Source organism: Citrobacter sp. Cy070 (genome assembly GCF_030332245.1).
GTDB lineage: Bacteria > Pseudomonadota > Gammaproteobacteria > Enterobacterales > Enterobacteriaceae > Citrobacter > Citrobacter youngae.
Window position 1 is genome coordinate 1 of sequence record NZ_JAOWIG010000060.1, and the last position, 2762, is coordinate 2762.

Annotated in this window: 3 protein-coding genes and 1 pseudogene; 3 read left to right on the forward strand and 1 reads right to left on the reverse strand. The window is 46.7% G+C overall.

The annotated features are described in order from the left end of the window. Positions 1-347, forward strand: a pseudogene (locus OGY19_RS09605) (IS1-like element IS1A family transposase); the annotation flags it as partial. Positions 348-418: 71 nt separating this feature from the next. Here OGY19_RS09605 and gnd read toward each other — a convergent pair. Next, a complete protein-coding gene (gene gnd / locus OGY19_RS09610) occupies positions 419-1825 on the reverse strand; it encodes an NADP-dependent phosphogluconate dehydrogenase (protein WP_040231903.1) in 1407 nt (468 codons plus the stop codon). A gap of 245 nt (positions 1826-2070) precedes the next feature. Here gnd and OGY19_RS09615 point away from each other — a divergent pair, with 245 nt between their 5' ends. Continuing rightward, positions 2071-2442, forward strand: coding sequence for a hypothetical protein (locus OGY19_RS09615; RefSeq protein ID WP_286596398.1), 372 nt, complete (start codon positions 2071-2073; stop codon positions 2440-2442). A 50-nt stretch (positions 2443-2492) separates the two neighbouring features. Continuing rightward, a partial coding sequence (locus OGY19_RS09620; RefSeq protein ID WP_000179209.1) for an IS1-like element transposase occupies positions 2493-2762 on the forward strand: 270 nt, incomplete at its 3' end.

Consider the following 2762-nt stretch of genomic DNA (forward strand, 5'->3'; position numbering starts at 1 on the left):
AATCGCGCCAGCGCTGGCTGTTTTACGCGTATGACAGTCTCCGGAAGACGGTTGTTGCGCACGTATTCGGTGAACGCACTATGGCGACGCTGGGGCGTCTTATGAGCCTGCTGTCACCCTTTGACGTGGTGATATGGATGACGGATGGCTGGCCGCTGTATGAATCCCGCCTGAAGGGAAAGCTGCACGTAATCAGCAAGCGATATACGCAGCGAATTGAGCGGCATAACCTGAATCTGAGGCAGCACCTGGCACGGCTGGGACGGAAGTCGCTGTCGTTCTCAAAATCGGTGGAGCTGCATGACAAAGTCATCGGGCATTATCTGAACATAAAACACTATCAATAAGTTGGAGTCATTACCCAGATTTAAGATAAAAAAGCCCGGTTAGAGAACCGGGCCAGTGACTATCAGAAGACTTATTCCATCCATTCGGTATGGAAAACACCTTCTTTATCAGTACGTTTGTAAGTATGCGCGCCGAAGTAGTCACGCTGGGCCTGAATCAGGTTAGCGGGCAATACTTCTGCACGATAACTGTCGTAGTAAGCGACAGCAGCAGAGAATGTCGGTACCGGGATACCATTCTGCACGGCATACGCTACCACATCACGCAGTGCCTGTTGGTATTCATCGGCAATGTTCTTGAAGTACGGGTCGAGCAGCAGGTTCGCGATACCTGGATTTTTAGCGTAGGCATCGGTGATTTTCTGCAGGAACTGCGCGCGAATAATACAGCCCGCACGGAAGATTTTTGCAATCTCGCCGTAATTCAGATCCCAGTTATGCTCGTCGGATGCGGCACGCAGCTGTGAGAAGCCCTGAGCATAAGAAACGATCTTACCGAGGTACAGTGCACGACGTACTTTCTCAATAAATTCTGCCTTATCACCCGCAAGCTGAGCTTTAGGTCCAGACAGGACTTTAGAGGCAGCGACACGCTGATCTTTCAGCGAAGAGATGTAACGTGCAAATACAGATTCAGTGATCAGAGACAGCGGTTCACCGAGATCCAGAGAGCTTTGGCTGGTCCATTTACCGGTACCTTTGTTTGCCGCTTCATCCAGAATGAAATCCACCAAATATTTACCATCTTCATCTTTTTTGGTGAAGATATCTTTGGTGATGTCGATCAGATAGCTGCTCAGCTCACCGTTATTCCACTCGGTAAAGGTGCTGGCCAGTTCTTCGTTGCTCAGGTTCAGACCACCTTTCAACAATGAATAGGCTTCAGCAATCAGCTGCATATCACCATATTCAATGCCGTTGTGTACCATCTTCACGTAGTGACCTGCACCATCGGCACCAATATACGTCACACACGGCTCACCATCTTCCGCAACCGCTGCGATTTTGGTCAGGATTGGCGCTACCAGTTCATAAGCTTCTTTCTGGCCACCCGGCATGATGGATGGGCCTTTCAGCGCACCTTCTTCACCACCAGAGACGCCGGTTCCGATAAAGTTAAAACCTTCAGCGGAGAGCTCACGGTTACGACGGATAGTGTCCTGGAAAAACGTATTACCGCCATCAATGATGATGTCACCTTTATCCAGATAAGGTTTCAGGGAGTCGATAGCTGCATCAGTGCCAGCACCCGCTTTCACCATTAACAGGATACGACGAGGTGTTTCAAGGGATTCAACAAACTCTTTTACCGTATAGTAAGGAACCAGTTTTTTCCCCGGATTCTCGGCGATAACCTCTTCCGTTTTTTCACGTGAGCGGTTGAAAACGGACACGGTGTAACCACGGCTTTCGATGTTGAGCGCAAGGTTGCGCCCCATCACAGCCATACCAACGACGCCGATTTGTTGCTTAGACATTATGTACTCCTGTCAGGTGATCTAACGAGCAGATGCGTTACTCGTGTAATTTCTAACATACTATCGCAAAACCCTGCATCGAAGCCATAACCTGATCTCAACAAGCACTGTTGGTTAAACTCTGGCTCAAGGACTATCTTTTTCTTTAAAATATAACTAAGTTTGTATAAAATAATCAGTTAATAATGTTTTCGATACTTCTCTATTGAGAATCGGTGTAGATTCTGCTTAGCCAAGGAATGTAAATGTCCACCAAGCCATTTGATGCTATCGACATAAATGTGCCTCTTGTTGTCGATTTAGACGGCACTTTGTCTAAAACTGACACACTACATGAAGGCATTGTGTCAATATTATTCAAAAAACCAATTAAAATAATTGGCTTAACTAAGGCCTTATTTGATGGGAAAACATCTTTTAAACGCTTCGTTACAGAAACTGTAACGCAAAATGCAGACTCATTCTGTTACAGACATAATCTAATAGATTATTTAAAAACAGAAAAACGCAAAGGAAGAGAAATCCATCTTGTCACAGCCTCTAACCAAAAAATTGCAGACTCAATAAATGAGTATCTGGGGATCTTTGATGGTGTAAAAGGTTCTGATAACCGGTGATGCTGCCAACTTACTGATTTAGTGTATGATGGTGTTTTTGAGGTGCTCCAGTGGCTTCTGTTTCTATCAGCTGTCCCTCCTGTTCAGCTACTGACGGGGTGGTGCGTAACGGCAAAAGCACTGCCGGACATCAGCGCTATCTCTGCTCTCACTGCCGTAAAACATGGCAACTGCAGTTCACTTACACCGCTTCTCAACCCGGTACGCACCAGAAAATCATTGATATGGCCATGAATGGCGTTGGATGCCGGGCAACCGCCCGCATTATGGGCGTTGGCCTCAACACGATTTTCCGCCATTTAAAAAACTCAGGCCGCAGT